The organism is Aequorivita viscosa (assembly GCF_900106795.1).
In the GTDB taxonomy this organism is placed as follows: domain Bacteria; phylum Bacteroidota; class Bacteroidia; order Flavobacteriales; family Flavobacteriaceae; genus Aequorivita; species Aequorivita viscosa.
In genome coordinates this window covers 29,009-48,665 of sequence record NZ_FNNS01000022.1, presented here as the reverse complement: position 1 = coordinate 48,665, position 19,657 = coordinate 29,009, and the positions used below count along the sequence as shown (strand labels likewise).

The 19,657-nt window shown below is 38.0% G+C and carries 17 protein-coding genes; 3 read left to right on the top strand and 14 right to left on the bottom strand.

Annotated elements, in window-relative coordinates:
• The first annotated feature begins 38 nt into the window (after window positions 1-38).
• On the top strand, window positions 39-950 hold the full coding sequence (locus tag BLW28_RS12395; protein ID WP_073220441.1) for a hypothetical protein: 912 nt from the start codon (window positions 39-41) through the stop codon (window positions 948-950).
• 89 nt (window positions 951-1,039) lie between these two features.
• On the opposite strand, the gene BLW28_RS12390 is transcribed toward BLW28_RS12395, so the two are convergent.
• The 14 genes from BLW28_RS12390 to BLW28_RS12320 all read right to left on the bottom strand — a co-directional run bounded on the left by BLW28_RS12390 (window position 1,040) and on the right by BLW28_RS12320 (window position 16,545).
• Window positions 1,040-2,650 (bottom strand): T9SS type A sorting domain-containing protein, encoded by a 1,611-nt coding sequence (locus BLW28_RS12390; RefSeq protein ID WP_143036876.1) that lies wholly within the window; start codon window positions 2,648-2,650, stop codon window positions 1,040-1,042.
• Window positions 2,651-2,926: 276 nt separating this feature from the next.
• Window positions 2,927-5,011 (bottom strand): alpha-ketoacid dehydrogenase subunit alpha/beta, encoded by a 2,085-nt coding sequence (locus tag BLW28_RS12380; protein WP_073220557.1) that lies wholly within the window; start codon window positions 5,009-5,011, stop codon window positions 2,927-2,929.
• 220 nt (window positions 5,012-5,231) lie between these two features.
• A complete protein-coding gene (locus tag BLW28_RS12375) occupies window positions 5,232-6,554 on the bottom strand; it encodes a dihydrolipoamide acetyltransferase family protein (RefSeq protein WP_073220451.1) in 1,323 nt (440 codons plus the stop codon).
• A gap of 56 nt (window positions 6,555-6,610) precedes the next feature.
• Entirely contained in the window at window positions 6,611-7,207 is a 597-nt protein-coding gene (locus BLW28_RS12370; protein ID WP_073220455.1) for an acyltransferase, read from the bottom strand.
• A 32-nt stretch (window positions 7,208-7,239) separates the two neighbouring features.
• Window positions 7,240-7,617: a four helix bundle protein gene (locus BLW28_RS12365; RefSeq protein WP_073220562.1), complete on the bottom strand. Its 378-nt coding sequence runs from the start codon at window positions 7,615-7,617 to the stop codon at window positions 7,240-7,242.
• Window positions 7,618-7,658: 41 nt separating this feature from the next.
• Window positions 7,659-8,417, bottom strand: coding sequence for an enoyl-CoA hydratase/isomerase family protein (locus tag BLW28_RS12360; RefSeq protein ID WP_073220458.1), 759 nt, complete (start codon window positions 8,415-8,417; stop codon window positions 7,659-7,661).
• Window positions 8,418-8,714: 297 nt separating this feature from the next.
• Window positions 8,715-8,876, bottom strand: a complete 162-nt coding sequence (locus tag BLW28_RS16010; RefSeq protein ID WP_244885847.1) for a GIY-YIG nuclease family protein — start codon at window positions 8,874-8,876, stop codon at window positions 8,715-8,717.
• Window positions 8,877-8,943: 67 nt separating this feature from the next.
• Window positions 8,944-11,442 carry a phenylacetic acid degradation bifunctional protein PaaZ gene (paaZ, locus tag BLW28_RS12350; RefSeq protein ID WP_073220461.1) on the bottom strand — a complete coding sequence of 833 codons (2,499 nt, stop codon included), beginning with the start codon at window positions 11,440-11,442 and terminating at the stop codon, window positions 8,944-8,946.
• A 6-nt stretch (window positions 11,443-11,448) separates the two neighbouring features.
• Window positions 11,449-11,781 carry a type II toxin-antitoxin system PemK/MazF family toxin gene (locus BLW28_RS12345; protein WP_073220463.1) on the bottom strand — a complete coding sequence of 111 codons (333 nt, stop codon included), beginning with the start codon at window positions 11,779-11,781 and terminating at the stop codon, window positions 11,449-11,451.
• On the bottom strand, window positions 11,778-12,023 hold the full coding sequence (locus BLW28_RS12340; protein WP_073220466.1) for a ribbon-helix-helix domain-containing protein: 246 nt from the start codon (window positions 12,021-12,023) through the stop codon (window positions 11,778-11,780). Before BLW28_RS12340 ends, BLW28_RS12345 begins: the two co-directional genes overlap by 4 nt.
• A gap of 210 nt (window positions 12,024-12,233) precedes the next feature.
• Window positions 12,234-13,445, bottom strand: a complete 1,212-nt coding sequence (gene pcaF / locus BLW28_RS12335) for a 3-oxoadipyl-CoA thiolase (protein WP_073220469.1) — start codon at window positions 13,443-13,445, stop codon at window positions 12,234-12,236.
• A 90-nt stretch (window positions 13,446-13,535) separates the two neighbouring features.
• Entirely contained in the window at window positions 13,536-14,396 is an 861-nt protein-coding gene (ypfJ, locus tag BLW28_RS12330; protein WP_073220471.1) for a KPN_02809 family neutral zinc metallopeptidase, read from the bottom strand.
• 50 nt (window positions 14,397-14,446) lie between these two features.
• Window positions 14,447-15,763 carry a Na+/H+ antiporter NhaA gene (gene nhaA / locus BLW28_RS12325; protein WP_317042289.1) on the bottom strand — a complete coding sequence of 439 codons (1,317 nt, stop codon included), beginning with the start codon at window positions 15,761-15,763 and terminating at the stop codon, window positions 14,447-14,449.
• 335 nt (window positions 15,764-16,098) lie between these two features.
• Window positions 16,099-16,545, bottom strand: coding sequence for a PaaI family thioesterase (locus BLW28_RS12320; RefSeq protein WP_177165891.1), 447 nt, complete (start codon window positions 16,543-16,545; stop codon window positions 16,099-16,101).
• A 167-nt stretch (window positions 16,546-16,712) separates the two neighbouring features.
• On the opposite strand from BLW28_RS12320, the gene BLW28_RS12315 reads away from it, so the two are divergent.
• Window positions 16,713-17,906, top strand: coding sequence for a class I SAM-dependent rRNA methyltransferase (locus BLW28_RS12315; RefSeq protein WP_073220477.1), 1,194 nt, complete (start codon window positions 16,713-16,715; stop codon window positions 17,904-17,906).
• Between the two features lie 147 nt (window positions 17,907-18,053).
• On the top strand, window positions 18,054-19,610 hold the full coding sequence (locus BLW28_RS12310) for an AbgT family transporter (protein WP_073220480.1): 1,557 nt from the start codon (window positions 18,054-18,056) through the stop codon (window positions 19,608-19,610).
• Window positions 19,611-19,657: the final 47 nt, after the last annotated feature.

The following is a 19,657-nucleotide window of genomic DNA, read 5'->3' as shown; positions in this document are numbered from 1 at the left end:
TCAACGACTCATTTTTATAATATCTAATTTAGGTACAGATGAAATTGATTAAACTACTTCTACTTGCCTTGATCACAAATTTCGGAATGCAAGCCCAAGAACTTGTTGTTGGTCAAGCTACGCTGACTAAATTACAAAAAGGAGTCTACGAAATAAAGAAGAATGATGGGACTGTAAAGACGATTGACATTAGACCTAATGCTGAAGAACATATTCAAGGAACACTTTCGGTACTATTTAATGATTGTGAAAAAACGCGGCAAAGTGTATTTAATTTAACTGAAATAACTGAACGGGCTTTGGTGAAAACAGTAATAGAATACAACAATTGCGACTACACCCCATTTAAACCCACGGACAAAGAAATTAAAAAAGCTGCTGACTTTAAAGGAGATCAATTCAAGCTTTTTGGAAGTGTAGGGGCTTCTGTAAACCGTATTAGCTTCTTTCAGTTAGATAAATTTGAAAACTTAACACAAGCACAACTTAGTTTTGGTCTGGCTGCGACTCCTGGTTTTTTAGGGAGCTTACAAGGAAAATTACATTTTACTATGGAGGTAAGTGCTGCTTTTTCAGGAGATAAAAATTTTAGCAATTCTACTTCTAAGACAAACTTTAATAAAAACACTTACAGGTGGAATCTAGGAGCGGAATATCACTTTAATGAAAATGGAACTATTCATCCTATAGTTGGGATTGCAGCTGGACTGGCCCGTGACCAATACAAAGGAAATTTTAGCACTTATAAAATAGATCGGACTAAAGGCAGTGCTTTTTGGACTCCTAAAATTGGACTGTTATACGATTTAGACGAAAAAAAATCGCTCGGAGTTATTGTGAGTTATATCCCTGAATACGAAAATGACCTTTCTTTTATCAATAACGATGAAGTAATACCATTTGTGGTTAATACACATTTCGTGAATGCTGGGCTTTACTTTTATTTTTAAAGAAGGAAAGTTGACAGCCTACTAATACATCTAAATGAAGAAGCCTTCCCAATACAGGAAGGTTTCTTCATAGTTTGGGGATAAAATCGCTATAACTTTATCAGCTTTGCTCCCTTTTGGAAACCTTTATCTGTTGAAATATTCATAAAATAAATTCCTGAAGTCCAGTTTTGGGTGTTTATTGAAACCGTATTCTGCTGATTGTATTTAGAATTAAATACTTGTTGTCCTAAAACATTAAATACGGAAACCTCTTCAATAGATGCATTACTATTAATAACCATTTCTTCTGGCACAGGGTTGGCAAAAAATACAGTTGCATTAAAAAACTCTTCAACACCCACAGTGTCATCTACTATATTCTGAGCATAAATTTTTAGTCCAGTTCCTTTGTCTTCAGCAAAAACTGCTACATTTTGCATATTTCCTTCTTTTGTAAAATTGACCCGATTTTTACTAGCTGCAAAAGTGGCAACAGGACGTGTTTCTTGTGGCCACATAAAATCGCCATTTTCATCAAGATACACAGCGTTTAACGTGGTTGGAGACACTCCGTTATTATCTCCTTCCTCCATTAGGAAAAGAGGGCTGTCATCTCTTAAACGAAGTTGCCCCGCATGAGATTTATTGGTGCCTATCGGAAATACTACTTTGGCATTATCTGTCAATTCCCGTGCTCCAGATTCTTTATTAAATTTTTGAACATACTCCCCTCGCTCACTTTGGTTGGAATTCATATAGGTAGAAACAGCCCAAACGTATTGAGATCCTTCTTGAAATGCAATCTCGGTTTCCATTTCATAATCTGTTTCATTAATGTCAAAGTCGGAACCATTAATTCCCCACGGTAAAGTTCCGTCAGGGTTAATTCGCTGTAAGTACGAGTCAAAACGTATTCCTTCGGAAGCAAAATATCCCATATATACATTATCGCCATCTTGTAAACCTGTATAAGATCGATTAAAAGAGGTTGCTCTGTCTGAAATTTGAATTGCATTTGTCCAAATAGCATTCCCATCTAAATCATATCGTTGTGCATAAAGATTTGAGTTGATTCCAAATAGCAAGGAATGGAAAACCACAATATAGTCGCCATCTGAAAGTTCAAACAGGTTTCCTGGAACTGTTGTGCTAGAGCCTTGCTGAATTGGTTTATCACTTGGCCATAAGGCAACTCCATTTTCGTCAAACTTCTGCATTAAGCCTCCCGAGGAACCAAGCCAACTCACAACAGCGCCGCCAGAAGACAATGGCAAAACAGTAACAACATTACCACTGCCCACTTGAATTCCGTTTGTACCCCATAAGTGGTTACCATTTGTGTCCATTTTATATACAAAAGCAGGATCTCCGCCTCCAGTACCTGTTACACCAATATAAAAATGATCATTTGCATCTACCACAGCACTCATTGATACGGTATAGCCGCCCATAGGAAGTTGATCACTCACCAAGATTCCATCCTCTCCCAACATTTGGTAGCCATCGGCATCCATAACTTGCAAGCGAAGCTCTACGTTGGTAGGCGCGTCAACAGTTTTCCAATAAACCACGTAGGTCTGGCCATCTGAAGTGCCATGAGCATGAATATCTAATTCTCCTGATTCAGCAACGAACGTATTTTGGTCTGTATCTGTTGTCCATTGCGCAGAAGCTATAAACACGGTTAAAAAACAGATAATTGTAGAAATTGTTTTCAATGTTGTTTGGTTTTAGGTTGATTTTTGCTAGTATTTTCTTCCTTGCCCAATTCTTGGACAATCTCTTTCAAAGCGTTCTTTTGACAGTATTATTTTCAATAATTTATCCTAATCGGATTTGTATTTCAGGACAAAACATTGATTTTAACACATCTCAAAAGCGGATTGTGATTTCACAAAGTTATGATTTTAAACACTATCAACAATATTCTATACAGAAAAAATACGATTAAATGAATATCAGTTACTTAAATAAGAGATATGCATTTCATAAAATCAGTAGTTCAAAACTTCCAAAATCTTCTTCTTCACCTTTTCTGTTGAAGGAATCATGGTTTCCTCCAAAACAGAATTAAGTGGAATTGCTGGCATGTTTTCTGAACCAATTAACATTACAGGCGCATCCAATTGCTGGAAACACTCTTCTTGGATTCTACCTTGTAGACCCCTACTAAATCCGTTTTCTGAAGGTTCTTCAGTTACAACTAAACATTTTCCACACTTTTTTACCGACTTAAATACTGTTTCATAATCTAACGGATGCAATGTTCTAAGGTCAACTACTTCAATTTTATCTTGCATTCCAAGTTCCTCAGAAGCATTCATGGCCCAGTGTACACCCATACCATAAGTGATTATAGAAAGCGTTTCTTCGTCTTCTTGCTTCCAAATTTCTTGTAATACCCAAGCTTTTCCGAAAGGTAAAATATAATCCTCTGCGGGTAAAACAGATGTCGCTCCCTTAGTACCTTTTACTTTACTCCAATAAAGCCCTTTATGTTCAAAAATCACAACCGGATTCGGGTCGTAATAAGCTGCTTTGAGTAGCCCTTTTAAATCAGCACCATTACTCGGGTAGGCTATTTTTAGACCTCGAATATTTGCAACAACACTTTCTACAGAAGATGAGTGGTATGGCCCACCGCTTCCATAAGCACCAATTGGCACACGTAAAACCATTGAAACTGGCCATTTTCCTTCCGAAAGATAACAGCTACGCGAAACTTCCGTGAAAAGTTGATTTAGTCCTGGCCAAATATAATCAGCAAACTGAACCTCTACGAATGGTTTTAAACCAACGGCACTCATTCCAACCGTACTTCCAACAATAAAAGCTTCTTGAATTGGCGTGTTAAACACCCGATTATCACCAAACTTCTCGGCTAATGTAGCAGCTTCACGGAAAACTCCGCCCAATCTACGTCCTACATCCTGACCGTATAAAAGTGATTCCGGGTGCTTATGCATAATTTCTTCAAGTGCAGAAAGTGCACAATCTACCATTACCACTTTCTCTGCGCCAGCTGGACTTCTATCTCCAACTTCTTCAGTAATGGGTGTGGGCGCAAAATCGTGTGTGAATAAATCTTCTGGCTTTGGATCTTCAGCTTTAAGTGCTTTTTCCAATGCGTTTTTAACTTGGATTTTAACTTCAGTTTCAATTTCGTCAAGTTCGTTTTGGTTAAAATCATTATCGAGTAATAATTTAATGATTTTCGGATATGGATCACGGCTTCGTGCTTCCTCCAAATCATCGCGGTAAAACTCCATCCTAACTCCAGAAGTGTGATGATTCAACAATGGAACTTTGGCGTGGACCAAAAACGGCCTGCGCTCGGTTCTTATCTTTGAAATTACATCTTGAAGTGTGTTATAGCTTTCTTCAAAATCGGTACCGTCTATAGTTACAGCTTCCAATCCTTTAAATCCTTGTACGTATTCAAAAGCGTCTTGAGCTCTTGTTTCTTCAGCGTTTGCCGAAATATCCCAACCATTATCCTGAACTAAATAAAGAATTGGTAACTTCTTTAAAACTGCCATCTGAAAAGCTTCGGCAACTTCACCTTCAGTAACGGAAGCATCGCCTAGACTACAAATAACAATTGGTGCATTCCCGCGCAGACGGGAATCTTTAGAATGAACGTACGAATCGTAATCACTTGAAGAATTCTTTGTTTTAGTATTTGCTGCAACACTTGAATTTTGTGCGTCATCAAAGAGATTACCGCTTTCGCGATAATGAAACCCTAAAGCCACACCTGTTGCTGGTATTGCTTGCATTCCCGTAGCTGAACTTTGATGTGGAATTTTTGGTTTATCGTTATCCCGTAAACTAGCGTGCGAATAATAGGTTCGTCCACCTGAAAATGGATCGTCTTTTTTCGCCAAAACCTGAAGCATCAATTCATATGGTGTCATTCCGATAGAAAGTAGAATTGAGTCGTCTCTGTAATATGGAAATACATAATCTTGTGGCAAGAGTTGCATGCCAGCAGCAATTTGTATCACTTCGTGTCCACGAGAGGTAGCGTGAACATATTTTGAAACTGTTTTGAAGTTCTCTTCATAAATATCTGTCATTGCTTTTGCGGTGACGAGAGTTTTGAAGGCTTTTTTAAGGGTTTCTTTGTTTATTTTCTTAACCACGGATTCACGAATTTAAGTTGTTTGGAGACCTCACAGGTCTTTGAGACCTGTGAGGTCTATTTTGTTTTTTACTGTTGCAATTTTGCGTTTTAAATCAAAATAGTATCGACCAAAGACCTCAAAGGTTTTTGGAAACCTTTGGGTTTAAATAACCTTATATTTTTCTATTGGAATCAAACTTCTCCATATAATCAGCAATCCTTCTTAAAAAAGAACCTGCCAAATATCCATCAACGATTCTATGATCGAAAGAGAGTGAAAGATACATCATTTGTCTTATTTCAATGCTATCCCCTTCTTCTCGTTCCATTACCTCAGCACGTTTTTTGATAACTCCCACGGCCAAAATCGCGGCTTCCGGCTGGTTGATAATGGGTGTACCCATTAAGCTGCCAAAAGTACCTACATTACTGATTGTAAATGTGCTGCCCTTTGTGTCGTCAGCTTTTAGTTTGTTGTCACGCGCTTTTCCAGCAAGTTCATTTGTAGCTGCAGCTAATTCTTTTAAATTCTTTTTATCGGCATTTCTTACAACCGGAACAATTAGGTTTCCTGAAGGTAAGGCCGTTGCCATTCCGATATTAATTTCATCTTTTACAATGACATTTTTTCCATCTAAGGATGAATTTATCATTGGAAAATCCTTGATTGCTTTGGCCACAGCTTCCACAAATAAAGGTGTGAATGTTAAACGTTCGCCATACTTCTCTTGAAACGGAATTTTATTCGTATTTCTCCAATTTACCATTTCAGTTAAATCTGCTTCAACATAAGCAGTAACGTGTGGAGAAGTATGTTTGGAAAAAACCATATGATCGGCAATCATTTGCCGCATACGGTCCATTTCGACAATCTTGCCCTTGCCTTTGTCAAATTTTAAATTGGGAACTTGGAACGTGGGATTTTCGCCTTCGTGGGAATTTTGCGCAAATTTAAAGGGGCGTCCGTTTTCTATATATTCTGAAACATCACTCTTGCGCAATCTTCCATCTTTCCCAGTTCCAGGAATTCTAGCAAGCTCTTCGTAACTGATATGGTTTTTACGGGCAATGCTATCAACTAAAGGCGAAATAAAGATATTTTCGTTTACCTTGAAAGATTTTGAAGTTGTACTTGATCTAGGCTCAGTAACCTGGTTTTTTGAAGATGAATTTGTGTTTCGGCTTTGCTCAGTAATCTTATTTTTCTTAGGTGAAGATGACGACTTTCCTATGGCATGATTCGAACTCTTTACGTCTGAAGCTTCTAAAATTGCAATCACCTTCCCGATTGGTACTACATCTCCATTGCTGAATTTGTGTTCAACCATATTCCCAGAGTAAGGTGCAGGCACCTCATTATCCACTTTATCGGTAGCGACTTCAAGTAGTATATCGCCTTCTTCAAAAGAATCACCTTCATTAACATGCCATTCAATGATGGTGCCTTCGGTTATGCTTTCGCCCATTTTGGGCATTTTGAATTCTTGTTTATTCATTAGTTTATGCTGTATTAGACCTCACAAGTTTCAAAAACCTGGAAGAACTCCGTCATTTACTGTTTTTTATATTCTTCCAAGGTTTTATAAAAATCTTCTTGAATTGGTCTGTTTTTAGGTATTTCACGCAAAGGCTCAACTTCCCTTAAACCCTCGTGGCAGTCTGTTGGCAATTGCTGATACAATCTCGTTCCCGCTGTTTTCCACGCTATCATTTCTTCGGAAATATCTTTAATGGCTTTTGCTGGATTGCCAACAATCAACTTTCTCTTTGGAAACTTCTCTTCGGCTTTCACAAAACTCAGTGCGCCAACGATGCATTCATCACCAATTTCGGCATCGTCCATAATTACACTATTCATACCAATCAAGCAATTTCTGCCCAAATTGGCTCCGTGAATTACTGCGCCGTGGCCCACGTGAGCGCCTTCTTTCAGCACAATACTCTTACCTGGGAACATATGTATAGTACAGTTTTCTTGGACGTTTACACCATCTTCCAGAATAATTTCACCCCAATCGCCACGAATTGCCGCACCAGGGCCAATATAACAGTTTTTTCCGATAATTACATTGCCTGTTACAGCCGCCAAAGGGTGAACAAAACTGGATTCGTGGATTATGGGGATGTGGCCTCTAAAGGAATAAATCATGATTAAGTTTTTAGGGAGTAGAGAATAGTGGGTTAGGGACTATTTTTATTATTTAGGTGTTTCATTAAAGCTGCTAGCATCTTATTTATTTCTACCAACAACCCTCTGTTTTTCTCACATTGTTCGAGTGTTATATAATTTCTTACTAATGCTTTAGTAGTTGCCGTTAGGCCTTCTCGTGAGCTATCTCTTGATATTCTAGGATAATTTAAAAAACTTGCATCTGAACTTCCTGAACCTTCAGCTATGTTAAATGATATAGAATTTGCCGCACGAGCGAACTGAGCAGATAGTCTATAATCTTCGATTTTAGGAAAAGCAGCTATTTGCGAATGTACCAATTCTCCAAACTCAATGGCTTTTTGATACACATGCAACTCTTCAAATTTAAAATGATATTGACTTATCATTGTATGCTGCATTCTACCCTCTACAAACTTCTCTCTAAAAACTACTCCTCAAATCTCTTCAGCGTTTCTTTCGTGAAATCACTAAGTACTAATCTTCCTGAAATAACAGCTCTTTCGGCTAAAAGTTCATCCCAATTTTCGGTGCCGCTCCAGAAAACTTTTTTCATTTCTTTCATTGCTTCTGGATTGTAGTTACAAAGCCCTTTTGCGAACTTTTGAACTGCTTCGTCCAATTCTTCTACAGACTCATAAACCTGATTGTACAATCCTTTTTGTTTTGCCCATTCGGCATCGTAAAAAGTATTGGCATCGATGGCTATTTGACTCATTCCACTTAGACCTAGTTTGCGCTCTACAGCTGGACCGACTACAAATGGACCAATACCCACATTCAGTTCACTCAGTTTAATTGCAGCAAACTTGGTTGCCATACAATAATCTGTCGCAGATGCCACTCCTACTCCACCACCAACTGTTTTTCCTTGAATTCTACCAATGATAAATTTAGGGCATTTGCGCATTGCATTAATCACATTTGCAAACCCACTGAAAAATACTTTTCCAGTTTCGGCATCGTTGATGCTTATCAATTCAGTGAAACTGGCGCCTGCACAGAAGGTTCTGTCGCCACCACTTTTTAAAATTATTACTTTTATTTTATCGTCATTTCCAGCTTCGGTAATCGTATTTGCAAGTTTTGCCAACAAATCTCCTGGCAAACTATTGTGTGCAGGGTGAAAAAATTCGATGGTTGCGATTCCGTTTTCGGTATTTTGTTTTACGTATGGTTCTCCGCTCATATTTTATTGTCTTGTAAATGCGGATTTATTCCGCATTCGTTTTAATGATTCTTCAGCTTAGTATTAAACTTCCGTACCGCATACGGTTTAATGCTAGTTCCTAATATTTTTTTACGGATCCGCTCCGCATTCGTTTTATCCTTTGTTCTTCTCAAACTTGGAAAGATCCCACCCATCACTTAAATCTAACCACTTCGGATTATTTTCTGTAATGATGTTTACCTTCCATTCCCGCTTCCATTTTTTTATGGTTTTCTCTCTTCTGATTGCCTCTTGAATCCACTGATGCTATTCAAATTAAACCAATTTTTTAATATTATAAAAACCAACATGGGTTTTATGGGTTGCGTTTTTATGTTCAAAAATCCTTCTTTCAATATTATTTGTTACGCCTACGTAAAAAATGTAATTCCTTTCGTGTGTTAGGATGTAGGTGTAGTATTTATGTTCACGCGGCATAGTTCAATCGACATTTGAGTTGGGTTCAAGTGACTGCGCAACGGGTGCGCAGAAACAGTTTAATTTGCTACAGCAAATTAAACTGCTCAAAATGGTGATTTAGGTGTTTTCTTTCTAACAAATACGATGCATATTTATTCAATTCACCAAACACCATGTTTTTTAATACTGCGTCAGGGTTTTCTTTGAAGAAGGTTTTATATTCCTCTCTGGCTTCAAAAAACTTTTCCTTTGCCGTTGCCAAGTCTGGATGTTTTAAATCTTCCAATTCTCCTTTTTTCATTGTTGGGAAATGTGAGTTTTGAGGAAACTTCTCGTAATTATATAAACTGTTATGAACTTTATCTAAAATCTTTTCTGGAGTTGCAATGTCAAAATCCTGTTTTTCTCCAGAAAGAATTCTGTATCCTTCTTCCAAGTGTTCCACTAAATGCTGAGGTGTCATAATTCCCCATTTTGGTTTGGAATCTTCGGTTAATTTATTCAATAATTCCTGAATCTTTTCATCAGTCATTTCAACAAAAACTTCTTGTTTTTTCTGAACCATTGTTAAGATTGTAGCAACAGCCACCAACTCATCTTCGGCGTCAAAAACCTCAACGAACCATTTTACAATTCCGCTTGGATGTTCTGCGGATGCAACGTCTCGGTCAATCTTTTGTTTACACGTTAATCGCACATAGATGGTGTCGTTGTGATACAGCGGACGTAAAAATCGGCAATCCTCTAAACCATAATTCGCTGCTACAGGTCCTTTATTTGGATAAACAAATAATCCTGCTGCGGCTGCAATAATGAAATAACCATGAGCAGTTCGCTGTTCAAAAATACTTCCATCTAAAGAAGTAATGTCGGTATGCGCATAAAAATGATCCCAAGTAAGATTCGCAAAGCTTATAATATCTGAATCTGTAAGCGTGCGTTTGTGTGTTTTTAGGGACATTCCAGGTTGGATGTCTTCCCAATGATATTTAAACGGATGGTGTTCCGCTTCTTTATATTTTGCGTTTGCTTGATAGATTCCTGTAATTTCGGTTAATGTTGTTGGCGAACCTTGAATGGCTGTGCGCTGCATATAATGCTTTATTCCGCGCATTCCGCCCATTTCCTCGCCCCCTCCAGCACGTCCTGGACCTCCATGGACTAAACTTGGCAATGGTGAGCCGTGACCTGTACTTTCTTTGGCACTTTCGCGGTTTAATACTAAAATTCGACCGTGATGGGAAGCTGCGTTGATTACGTAATCCTTTGCAATTTTATCATCATTTGTCGCGATAGATGAAACTAATGAACCTTTACCCATTTGGGCCAACAGGATTGCTTCATCTAAATCGTTGTACGGCATTATAGTACTCACAGGACCGAAAGCTTCGGTTTCGTGAACGGAAAGATTTTTGAACGGATTGTCTTCACGAAGTAAAATTGGAGCTAAGAAAGCGCCTTTTTTAGCATCGGCACCAATAACATCTATTTTATCTAAATCGCCATAAACAATACTTGCGGTTTTTGACAATTCTTGAACGCGCTCCCTAACTTCCTGAACTTGGTCCATACTCACCAAAGAACCCATTCGCACTTCTTTTAATCGAGGATCTCCAATAGTTACTTTGGAAAGTGCTTTTCCAAGGGCAATTTGAACATCTTCAACCAAGTCTTGTGGAACAATCACACGACGAATTGCAGTACATTTTTGCCCGCACTTTACTGTCATTTCATTTCTAACTTCTTTGATAAAAAGGTCGAATTCTGGAGTTCCTGGAACGGCGTCTTCACCTAAAATCGAAGCATTTAAGCTATCAGCTTCCATTGTGAAAGGCACTGCTTCCTCAATTATTCTTTTATGTGCCTTCAACATTCTACCCGTACTTGCCGACCCAGTAAAAGTTACAACATCTTGTGATTCCACAGTGTCAAGAATACTTCTTGCTGAACCTGTAATTAATTGTAAAGCACCTTCAGGTAAAATTCCTGAAGTTATAATTTCACGAACTACGGCTTCAGTTAAAAAAGAAGTGTTTGTTGCTGGCTTTACAACCGCAGGAACACCTGCCATCCAGTTTACGGCACATTTTTCCAACATTCCCCATACTGGGAAGTTAAAAGCGTTTATATGTACTGCAACTCCGCGTTTGGGCACCATAATATGATGCGCCATAAAACGGCCACCACGGGAAAGATCTATAGGATCTCCTTCAACGTGATAGGATTGATTTGGAAATAACTTTCGAAGGGAAGCATTTGCAAATAAGTTTCCAAAACCACCTTCAATATCTATCCAGCTATCAACTTTCGTTGCGCCGGTTCTATAGCTGATTTCATAAAAATCGGCTTTCTTTTTTACTAGGTGAAGCGCAAGGGATTTTAGCATATTCCCGCGTTCTTGAAAAGTCATCTTGCGAAGTACCTCGCCTCCTTTTGTTCTTCCGTAATGAAGGATTTCGCCAAAATCCAGTCCTTCTGTATCTGAAAGGGCAACGACTTCACCGGTTATGGCGTCGTGCATAGGCACGCCTTCTCCATTCCCTGTTCTCCATTGTCCTGTAACGTAATTATGTAGTTTTTTCATTGATTATCAATATTTTATGATTTTGTCAAGCCCCTCTTTTACAATTTGAAAATCAGACATTGAAATCGCACCCACTTTTTTCAAAAATCGCTCTTTTGACAAAGAACGAATGTGAACTGTCATAACTTCCGATGTTTTTGATAATCCATTGCTAGCTGATGGCTTTAAAATTAAATTACCGTGATAGTTTTTTAGTTTCGACGTTAAGGGACAAGCTATAATCGTATTCAGGTTATTATTTGCCAAATTTCCTGAAATTATTAGAGCTGGACGGCGCCCACTTTGTTCACTCCCCAAAACTGGGTCAAAATAAACATCCCAAATTTCTGCCTGCTTCATTCTTTGTCTAAATCTTCAAGTTGTTTAAAGTAATCTGCCATACCTTCTTCAGCCATTGCAAGCATATCAGGATCATTAGCCATTTTTTTATAAGATTTTAGAAAAGCAGCACGATCTAACTGCTCAAGATAAATTTCAAGTGCTTTTTCAATTATCTTATTCTTTGGCAGTTGAAGATCTTTCGCTGCCTGGGATAGCTGCTCTAAGAGATGGTCTGGTAATGATGATGTAAATGTTGCCATTTTATATTTATTTTTTGTAAATATAGTTCATATTGGTCATTAAACCTACAAGGAGGTTTTCTTTTTTACTATCGTAAAAAGAAAACGACACCTTGCAGGAAAGAGGTTTATTTTAGCTTTGGCCAAAACAAGAACATTCTTCGGCTGGTTTAATATGGCACTTTCAGAATATCTGAAATCTAAAGTTGCTTTCACTCCAGAGATTTCTGCCTACGCAGGAATTCGTTCGATTATTGAAGCATAACCTTGTCCAACGCCAATACACATAGTAACTAACGCATATCTTTTATTCTGTTCTTTTAATTCCAAAGCTGCTGAATATGCGACTCTTGCACCAGTAACTCCAAGTGGATGCCCAATTGCGATTGCACCGCCGTTGGGGTTAAGTCGTGAATCATCATCTGCTAAGCCCCAAGCTCGGGTACAAGCCAAAGCTTGAGCGGCGAATGCTTCATTAAGCTCAATAACATCCATGTCGTCCATAGTTAGACCTGCTATTTTCAAAGCTTTGTTTGCAGCTTCCACGGGACCGATACCCATGATTTTAGGTTCAACACCCACAACCGCAGAACTAACAATTCTCGCTAGTGGTTTTAGATTATACTTCTTTACAGCATCTTCGGAAGCAATAATTGTTGCTGCCGCTCCATCGTTTAAACCAGAAGAATTTCCAGCTGTAACACTACCGCCATCTCTTTTAAAGGCAGGGCGTAATTTCCCTAAAATCCCTAAAGTGGTGCCGGGCTTTACAAATTCATCTTTTGAAAATTTAATAGGATCCTTTTTACGTTGGGGAATTTGAACCGTAACAATTTCTTTTGCCAATCGACCATTTTCTTGTGCTTTGGCAGCTTTCATTTGGCTCCAGTGAGCAAATTTATCTTGATCTTCTCTCGAAATGTTATACTTTTCGACTAGGTTCTCAGCAGTATTTCCCATTCCATCTGTGCCATACATGTCGTGCATTTTAGGATTAACAAATCGCCAGCCGAAGCTAGAATCATACATTTTTGCATCTGTTCCAAAAGCTTTGGATGGCTTTGCTACCACATATGGTCCGCGAGTCATGTGCTCCACACCGCCTGCTATAAACAAATCGCCATCGCCTGCTTTTATAGCACGATTGGCGTGGATAATTGCTGATAGGCCACTACTACAAAGCCTGTTTACTGTTTCGCCTGGAACTGTTACTGGCAATCCTGCTAAAAGGGATGCCATTCTAGCAACGTTTCTATTATCTTCTCCAGCTTGATTAGCACAGCCCAGGATAACATCGTCATAAGCTTCTGTTGGAATGTTTGGATTTCGTTTTACGACTTCTGCAATTACCAAAGCTGCTAAATCGTCTGTTCTAATTGTGCTTAATGAACCTTGATAACTTCCTATTGGCGTTCTTATTCCGTCAATTATATATGCTTCCATTTTGATTTTTGATTTTAGATTAACGATTGACGATTTTTGATTTTCCCTTTCGAATCAAAAATCGTTAAACAACAATCATTAATCTTTTTGTTAATTTATTATTTCTGAAAAGGTGTCGCCTTGTTTTACATCCCCTGTATTATACCCTTTCATAAACCATTTCATACGTTGGTCAGAGGTTCCGTGGGTAAAGCTGTCTGGAATTACATCTCCTCTTGTTCTTTTTTGAATCGCATCGTCTCCAACGGCATTTGCGGCACTTAGGGCTTCTTCAATATCGCCTTCTTCTAAATATTCCCTGTTATAATGCGCCCAAACTCCCGCGTAAAAGTCTGCTTGAAGTTCCAAAGCTACGGAAAGTTTATTGGCTTCGGTTTTGTTAGTTTGTCGTTGGAGTTTACTTACTTTTTGTGATGTTCCGAGAAGTGTTTGCACGTGATGACCTATTTCGTGCGCAGTTACGTAAGCAATTGCAAAATCTCCACCTTTTGCTCCAAAACGAGTCTTTAATTTGTCAAAAAACGCCAAATCCATATATACGTTTTGGTCGGCAGGGCAATAAAAAGGCCCAGAAGCCGAACTGGCATTTCCGCAACCCGTACTAACTGCATCGGTAAGAAGAACCATCGTAGGTTTTTGGTATTGCCCTAGATTATTCTCATTAAAAATTTGACTCCAAATGTCTTCAGTATCTGCTAAGACGGTTCCCATAAAAGCGCCCATTTCTTTTTCTTGCGCAGTGAGTTCTCTTTGTTCGGTTTGCTGAATGGTTTGACTATTTCCAATTTGTTCAACAATAGGCGCTAGGGTTTTGCCTGTTTCACCACCAAAAAACTGTAACGCAATAATAATTAAGGCTATAACACCTCCTCCTGCGGCAAGTTTACCTTTAGAACTCATTCCACGACGATCGTCGAGGTTATCACTTTGTCTCCTTCCTTTCCACTTCATATTTTATTGATTAGTTATAGCTTTTAAATTATTTATATGGAAGTCGATTTCTATTTTGGTTGTTTCCTTAGAATCAAATAACCTAAAAGACCACCAAGTATAGACGCGACGAAAATTCCAATTTTTGCCTGTGTTTTATATTCTTCGTGAGAGAAAGCTAATTGGGTAATAAAAAGCGACATTGTAAATCCGATTGATGCTAAAAGTGCTAAACCAGCGAGGTTTTTAAGATTCATTTCTTTTGGAAACGATGAGATTTTCAATTTAACAGCTAACCAAGAAAAACCTACGATACCAAAAAGCTTTCCTAAAATAAGCCCTAATCCAACTCCGATGGCAACATTGGTGTTAAATAGTGTATCAACATCTATATTAAACACGGTAACCCCGGCATTTGCCAGCGCAAAAATAGGAAGCACAACAAAGTTCACGAAAGGAGTCATTGCATGCTCAAGTTTTTGCAATGGTGGCATAGCCCTCTTGGTATCTTCATTAACTCTTTCTAAAATTTCTAATTGTTCGTGAGTTAGGGTTGGGATATTATCATTTGGATCGGTATGCGTAAAACGAAGTAAGTGTTTTTTAATACGAGCTACATAAATACCTTCTTTAATTCTTACTTCAGCAGGAATCATGAAGGCAGCTAATACTGCGGCAATTGTAGCGTGGATTCCAGATAGTAAAAATGCTGTCCATACCCCTACAATGCCAATTATAGCATAGTAAAAGAGGTTTCTCACACCCAAACGGTTTCCGATAAACATCAACATCAGAAACGCGAAGCCTAACGCCAGATTTAAAAATGAAATATTTGAAGTATAGAAGAATGCGATAACCAAAACAGCTCCAAGGTCATCGACAATTGCTAAAGCCGTTAAAAAAACCTTTAAAACTAATGGTATTCTATTTCCTAAAAGGTAGAGCACACCAAGAGCCAAAGCAATATCGGTAGCCATTGGGATACCCCATCCGCTGTGAACTTCTCCTGTTGGATTCAATAGAAGATAAATTATTGCTGGAACTATCATTCCACCAATTGCAGCCGAAATTGGCAACATTGCCTTTCGAATATTCGATAGTTCCCCTGCCACGATTTCTCTTTTGAGTTCCAACCCAACGACAAAAAAGAACATAGCCATTAACCCATCGTTAATCCATTCGGAAATAGTGTATTCTAAATAGGGTTTTCCATCGAATTGAAAACCAAGCTTGTGTTCAAAAAAGAGATGATATTGTTCGTGCCACGGAGAGTTAGCGAGTGCAAATGCGACAAGAATACTAAATCCTAAAACAAGGGATCCAGACTTCTCCTCTTTCATCATTTTCACAAAAGGTCTTTTTATTCGATCTATAGGGTATATTTTCATTTGCATTTTTCTTATTTGGTTTATAAACAGCTTGGTAAAACTATAGAAAAGTACATTTCTAAAACGTTAAGCTTTACCAAAAATTCTAATCTATCTAGGTGTTAAAAAATCACCTTACCTTCTGTCTTTTAACACTAAAAAGCGATAACAATTACTATGATTTATTGAAAATAATGAAGATATGAAAAAGCAACTGTAAAGCTATCCACACAAATATTTTCTCTTAAATGAAATTTAAAAAAACTATTCAAATTTACATAGGAAGCAAATGAATAATTATGTTCCAAATTTGAAGTATTAGAAAATTATGGGGCCTGTTTATACACCTACTTTTTTTATTCTTCAGTCCAATCTTTCGAGGTTCTATAAACCACTCCTTTAAAAAGGGCTACCAAATCATCGCCTCGTTTTATTTCCACAATATTAAACCCAAGTTTATTGCCTACTTTTTCAATTACAGATTCTGCTATTAAATAATCGCCTTCATTTAGCGCTTCAATATGATTAATTGAAGTTTCAATAGACACTGCATATTTTCCGTGCGTATTTGCAGCAAACCCGAAAGCAGTATCTGCCAACGAATATGAAATGCCGCCATGGGCTTTATTCATACTATTGAGCATTTCTTTCCGAATGCGCATTCCAAGCTTAACCCTGCCTTTTTCGGCTTCCAGAATTTCAATTCCGAGCCACGAGCTAAATGGGTCTAACGAAAGCATTTTAACTGGAATTTCTTCAGGATTGATTTTTACACTTCCTACTTTTGTATTTCCTTCTTTCATATTTGATTGTAAGGTGAAATAAGCTTCATTTCTATCAAAAATAGAATAATATAAATAGATTTCTTCAAAAACTCCAACTTTATAATACTTCAATATTTCCTATGGGTTTCGCTATTCTTTTTTCTTATTTAAAATAACTATACTTTCACCGCTTCAAAAAACTCATTATGACAAACCCAATTGCATTGGCTGTAAAACTGCGAATAGGAGCAGAAAAGATTGTAAAACAAGGACATCCTTGGATTTTTTCTGATAGTATTGAAAAAATTAACAAGGCCGGTAAAGCTGGCGATCTTGCCGTTTTATTTGATCAGCGGAATAACAAAGTGTTTGGCATTGGTTTGTACGATCCCGATTCGCCCATTCGGATAAAAATGATTCATTTAGGGGGTTCAGCAAAAATTGATGAGATGTTTTTTAAGGAAAAAATTTTTGAAGCATTTCAAATTCGAAAGCCGTTATTAGAAACAGACACCAATGCTTATCGCTTGATTTTTGGTGAAAATGATAGCTTGCCAGGTCTTATTGTTGATGTTTATAATAAAGTTGGCGTTGTAAAACTGTATTCTCCCATTTGGCTACCTTACCTGAAAATGATAGTACCGGCAATTGCCGAAATAAGTAACGCAGAAAGTCTAGTGCTTCGCCTGAGCAGGAACCTTCAGAAAATGAATATCCCTTCTAAGGAAGGCGATGTGCTTTTTGGAGATTTCAAAAACTCTATTGTCTCTTTTAAAGAATATGGAGTACAGTTTCAAGCAGATGTATTACTTGGACATAAAACTGGATTTTTCTTAGACCACCGTGCTAACCGATATAAAGTTGGTCAAATTTCAAAAAACAAAACTGTTTTAGACGTGTTTTCATACGCTGGCGGCTTTTCAGTTCACGCATTATCGGGTGGCGCAAAAGAAGTAACGAGCCTAGATTTTAGCAAACAAGCCTTGGAGCTGGCGAAACAAAATACTCAATTAAACGAACATTCAGGACAACACTTAATCTTAGATGGTGACGCTTTTGTACTATTAAAGGAATTGGTTACTAAGAAAAAGCAATATGACATTGTGATAATCGACCCACCATCTTTCGCAAAAAGTAAAAAGGAAATAGATGTAGCTAAAAAAAAGTATGCAGAATTAACAACTTTAGGAATTCAGCTAACGAGGAAAAAAGGAATATTGATTTTGGCTTCCTGTTCGTCAAGAATTTCGGCCAATGAGTTTTTAGAGGTGCATCAAGAAGAATTTGAGCGATTGGGAGTTCCTTTTGAATTGGAAGAATTTACACAACACGACATCGATCATCCTGTAGCTTTTGATGAAGGCGCTTATTTAAAAACGGGATATTACCGAATTACTTAAAATGAATTTAACGCAAAAATATTAGCGTTATTGACATTCTAAGCATCTTAATTCGGTAAATTTTAAGAAATAATTGTAAGTTAGTCCTTTTTTTAATCTGCAAATGGATTGATATACTAATAATTTGACTGTTCCTACAAAAAAGACATGAATACAACAAAAGACACTACTTCAGAAAAAAAGGGATTCGTTACTCGCATTCTAGATTCGGTTGAACGCATTGGAAACAAACTTCCCGATCCCGCGATTTTATTTTTCGGCTTAATGCTGCTAATTTGGGTGTTATCTGCCCTTTTTTCCTCGGTTCAATTTTCGGAAATCGACCCTTCCACAGGGGAAGCCATTCAAATACATAATTTACTAACTAGCGCAGCTTTAGCGAAGTTTTTGTCAGGAATGGTAACCACTTTTACCAGCTTTGCTCCGTTGGGAATCGTGCTTGTTGCAATGCTTGGAGTGGGAGTCGCGGAACATTCAGGATTTATAAATGCTGGACTAAAATCGATGTTGAAAGTAACTCCTAAAAAACTTTTAACTCCAATGTTAGTATTGGTTGCCATTGTTTCTCACACAGCAACTGATGCGGGTTACGTTTTGGTAATTCCGTTGGGCGGAATAATATTTTATGCCGCAGGACGACACCCAATTGCGGGTATAGCAGCCGCTTTTGCTGGAGTTTCTGGCGGCTTTAGTGCTAATTTCGTGCCTTCAGGAATTGACCCTTTACTACAAGGGTTTACACAATCTGCAGCTAGAATTATTGACCCTGCCATTCAATTAAACCCTTTAAACAACTGGTATTTTACTTCGGCATCGACTATTCTAATTGTTTTAATTGGATGGTACGTTACCGACAGAATTGTGGAACCAAGATTGAAAAAAGTTCCCGTAGTTGTTGAAGAAGGAGAAGAGGTAAATATGGGTGCCTTGGATAAAAAAGAAAAAAAGGCATTTTATACGGCCTGTCTAGCAATGATTTTAGGTTTGATAGGACTTTTCTTTTGGGCTTTCCCTGAAGACTCTGCCTTACGTGATGCCGAGGGCGAAATCACCTCTTTTTCTGCGCCTTTAATGCAGTCTATTGTACCGTTGATTTTTATCATTTTCTTAATTCCTGGAGTGGTTTATGGAATGATGTCGAAAACTTTTAAAACAAGTAAAGACATTATTGAAAGTATGACCAAATCTATGAGCGGCATGAGTTACTATATAGTGATGGCTTTTTTCTGTGCGTTGTTTATCGATGCTTTTGCAAAATCGAATCTTGGAGCACTGTTGGCGTTAAAAGGAGCGTCAGGACTACAGGCTTTAAACCTACCTGCCCAAATTACAATTGTAGGAATTATCGTACTTACTGGCTTTGTGAATATTTTTATTGGATCGGCATCTGCAAAATGGGCGCTTATCGCTCCTATAATGGTTCCAATGTTGATGCAATTGGGGATTTCACCCGATCTTACGCAAGCTTCCTATAGAGTTGGAGATTCGGTGTCGAATATTATCACACCACTGATGCCTTATTTCCCGTTGGTAGTGGTTTACTGTCAGAAGTATGTAAAAGGCACGGGAATAGGAACGTTGGTTTCTACAATGGTACCTTATTCTATCGCGTTCTTCGTTTTATGGACAATTTTCCTTTTGGTTTATTGGGCGTTAGGTATTCCTCTAGGATTGCAGGCGAGTTATGAGTATATCGCTCCATAACACAGAACCTTGACTAAACAAAAAAGCCTTTCTGAATAATTTCCGGG

Coding starts and splice junctions, on each gene's coding strand:
- BLW28_RS12345 (WP_073220463.1), bottom strand. CDS start 11,781: ATGAAGCAGGCAGAAATTTGGGATGTTTATTTTGACCCAGTTTTGGGG.
- BLW28_RS12370 (WP_073220455.1), bottom strand. CDS start 7,207: ATGATTTATTCCTTTAGAGGCCACATCCCCATAATCCACGAATCCAGT.
- pcaF (WP_073220469.1), bottom strand. CDS start 13,445: ATGGAAGCATATATAATTGACGGAATAAGAACGCCAATAGGAAGTTAT.
- ypfJ (WP_073220471.1), bottom strand. CDS start 14,396: ATGAAGTGGAAAGGAAGGAGACAAAGTGATAACCTCGACGATCGTCGT.
- BLW28_RS12380 (WP_073220557.1), bottom strand. CDS start 5,011: ATGACAGATATTTATGAAGAGAACTTCAAAACAGTTTCAAAATATGTT.
- BLW28_RS12315 (WP_073220477.1), top strand. CDS start 16,713: ATGACAAACCCAATTGCATTGGCTGTAAAACTGCGAATAGGAGCAGAA.
- BLW28_RS12320 (WP_177165891.1), bottom strand. CDS start 16,545: ATGAAAGAAGGAAATACAAAAGTAGGAAGTGTAAAAATCAATCCTGAA.
- BLW28_RS16010 (WP_244885847.1), bottom strand. CDS start 8,876: ATGCCGCGTGAACATAAATACTACACCTACATCCTAACACACGAAAGG.
- BLW28_RS12360 (WP_073220458.1), bottom strand. CDS start 8,417: ATGAGCGGAGAACCATACGTAAAACAAAATACCGAAAACGGAATCGCA.
- BLW28_RS12375 (WP_073220451.1), bottom strand. CDS start 6,554: ATGAATAAACAAGAATTCAAAATGCCCAAAATGGGCGAAAGCATAACC.
- BLW28_RS12310 (WP_073220480.1), top strand. CDS start 18,054: ATGAATACAACAAAAGACACTACTTCAGAAAAAAAGGGATTCGTTACT.
- BLW28_RS12395 (WP_073220441.1), top strand. CDS start 39: ATGAAATTGATTAAACTACTTCTACTTGCCTTGATCACAAATTTCGGA.
- BLW28_RS12340 (WP_073220466.1), bottom strand. CDS start 12,023: ATGGCAACATTTACATCATCATTACCAGACCATCTCTTAGAGCAGCTA.
- paaZ (WP_073220461.1), bottom strand. CDS start 11,442: ATGAAAAAACTACATAATTACGTTACAGGACAATGGAGAACAGGGAAT.
- BLW28_RS12365 (WP_073220562.1), bottom strand. CDS start 7,617: ATGATAAGTCAATATCATTTTAAATTTGAAGAGTTGCATGTGTATCAA.
- nhaA (WP_317042289.1), bottom strand. CDS start 15,763: ATGAAAATATACCCTATAGATCGAATAAAAAGACCTTTTGTGAAAATG.